This window comes from Aeromonas sp. Prich7-2 (assembly GCF_017939255.1).
Classification (GTDB): Bacteria; Pseudomonadota; Gammaproteobacteria; order Enterobacterales; family Aeromonadaceae; genus Aeromonas; species Aeromonas caviae.
Genome location: NZ_JAGKRI010000031.1, coordinates 1 through 2,627, shown reverse-complemented (window position 1 = coordinate 2,627; position 2,627 = coordinate 1). Strand labels below are relative to the sequence as shown.

At 56.9% G+C, this 2,627-nt stretch carries 2 protein-coding genes; both read right to left on the bottom strand.

All coding sequences use genetic code 11. The features are described 5' to 3' along the window. Window positions 1-80: 80 nt before the first annotated feature. Complete coding sequence (gene istB, locus J9892_RS06865) at window positions 81-836, bottom strand: IS21-like element helper ATPase IstB (protein ID WP_024945936.1); 756 nt, start codon at window positions 834-836, stop codon at window positions 81-83. 25 nt (window positions 837-861) lie between these two features. Then, window positions 862-2,424: an IS21 family transposase gene (gene istA, locus J9892_RS06860; RefSeq protein ID WP_024945937.1), complete on the bottom strand. Its 1,563-nt coding sequence runs from the start codon at window positions 2,422-2,424 to the stop codon at window positions 862-864. Window positions 2,425-2,627: the final 203 nt, after the last annotated feature.

The following is a 2,627-nucleotide window of genomic DNA, read 5'->3' as shown; positions in this document are numbered from 1 at the left end:
TGGCTAATAACATCATGTCGATCAGCCAATAACATCATGCCGATCACCATTTTTCTACCCGCAGGAACTGCGTCTTTCTTTTACTCTGCCTGATCGGCATCGGTCAAGTTGATGCCCTGTTTTCGCATCGACTCACCTGTCAAACCTACTCGTACCGCTCTGTGGATCAGCCGGTCCAGGATCGCTTCTGCGAATGTGGCCTCTCCGATCATCCCATACCATTTCTCTACCGGCAGTTGGCTCGCAACCACTGTCGAGACCCTCCCGTAACGGGTATCGATGATCTCCAGCAAATTACTGCGCTCGGCCGCATCCAGCATCTCCATGCCCCAGTCATCCAGGATCAGCAAGCCCACATTATTCACCTGCTCCAGCAGCTTCGGATAACTGCCATCCGCCTGCGCCAGTCTCATCTCTTCCAGCAGGGTTTTCAGCCGGTAGTAGCGCACCGCTACGCCTTGCCGGATAAAATAGCGGCCCAACGCACAGGCCAGGTAACTCTTCCCACAGCCTGCCGCCCCCGTCAGCAGCAGGTTTTGCTGATGAGCCAGCCACTGCCCTTCCAGTAGCTGGCGGATCTGCGCTTTGCTTATTCCCCGGCTGGCACGGTAGTCCAGCTGCTCAATTTGACCGGACAATCGAAACCGCGCTTGCTTCTCCAACCGGTTAACTTTGCGCTGCTCCCGTTGCACCAGCTCATGACTCAGCAGCAGTTGCAGCCGCTCTTCAAAGCTCATGTCCTGATACAACGCGCTCTGTGTCTGTTGCTGACTCAGCGCCTGTTTCACACCGCCCAGACGCAGGGTGCTCAGTTGTTCATCGAGATGTAATTGCATGCTCTTTTCCTTGTTGAGTGATGGATTAGTGGAAGTAGTGTTCGCCGTGGACATTGTCATGATGGATGTCTTGCAACGGATCCTGGCGTGAGGTGGCAACTGGTTGTTGTTCCAGCCCGTGTTTGAGCATGTTGCGGATGTGGTGCAGCCGGTTGGCGCCGGTCAGATAGCCACGTAGACAGGCGGCCTCCAGCCGCGCCTTGCCATACTTTTTGCTCTGTCCCAGCAGGGCCTGACAAGGTCGCACGGCTTGGGCCGGATGCGCTGCCTGGCGGATAAAACTATCCACCCAATGCGTGGTATAGGGCCCGATGGACGCGGCCCAGCTCAGTAGGCGTTCAGGTGAGCACTCCAGCAGTGCCTGGTGATGCGCTGGCATATGGGCGGGCAGACTGCTGTGCTGGCCTTTGCGATGACTGCGTGGGTGCTGAGCGACGACCTTACCCGCGTGATACAGGGTGACCGTACGCTCCGCCAGATGGGCTTCCAGCCGCTTGCCCTGCAAGGCATAAGGGACCGAGTAATAGTGCTTCTCCAGGTCGACGTGGTAATCCTTGCCGACCAGCACCGACACCACTTTGGTGTACTGGTAGGGGTACGCTGGCAAGGGCTTGAGTGCTGGCGCATCGAGCTCGGCAAACATGGATGCGCGGCAACCGGGCAGCTTCTGGAAGGGTTTCTCATTGAGCCGGGTCAGTAACCCGGATATCCGTTGGTTAAGCTGAGCCAGGCTATGGAAGGTCTCATGGCGCAGTACCGCCAGGATCCAGCGGGTGACGATCTGTACCCCCACCTCGGCCTTGGATTTATCTTTCGGCTTGCGCGGCCTGGCGGGCATGATCGCTGTGCCGAAGTGAGCGGCCAGCATCTGGTAGGTGGGATTGAGATCCGGGTCAGTATTGCGTGCCACGCTGACCGCACTCTTCAAGCAATCAGGCACCACCAGTTGCGGGACGCCGCCGAAAAACTCAAAGGCCCGCTTGTGGCTCATCACCCAATCCTCAAGCTGTTGGGAGCGGGTGGCTTCAGCAAAGGTGTAGTTGGAGGCCCCGAGCACCGCGACGAAGACCTGGGCCCGATAGAGGATCTCACCGGTATGAGGATCCACGATGGGCATGGTCTGGCCACAGTAATCGACAAAGAGTTTTTCGCCCGCGATATGGGTCTGGCGCATCGACGGTTGCAGCACCGATGCCCACTCCTTATAGAGCCGACAGAAATGGTTGTAGCTGTAGTGGGCACCGTTATTGCGCTCGGCATACTCCTGCCACAGTAGCTCCAGCGTTACCCCTTTTTGACCGGGCTGTTTGAGCTCCTGATGGAGCACGGCCCAGTCAGGGAGCGGTTTGTGGCGGGTTTTGGACACCGCGCGGGTGCTGAGGAAGGCACGCTCCAGGGTGACATCATCCCAGCGCTCACAGAGCGGCCAGGTAGTGATATCCAACTGAGCAGCGCGATTGAGGTAATAGGAGACGGTGCTGGATGAGATATGCAGGCTGAGGGCGATCTGACGATGCGCCAGTTGAGCCTGATATTTGAGACGAAGGATTTCTTTGAGTTTTCTCACGGTGATAGGCCTCGCAGACATGCACTTTCCTCTTTTGGGTCCAGTTGGAAAGTGCGGGTTTAACGAAGCGGGGAGAAGAAGTCATCAATAACATTCATGCCGATCATGGTTTCCCATAGAGGAAAAAAGTGATCGGCCTGGGATGTTATTGGGCGATCGGCATGGATGTTATTGAGTGATCGGCATGAATGTTATTGAGCGATCGCCATGCGTGGGAATACGCA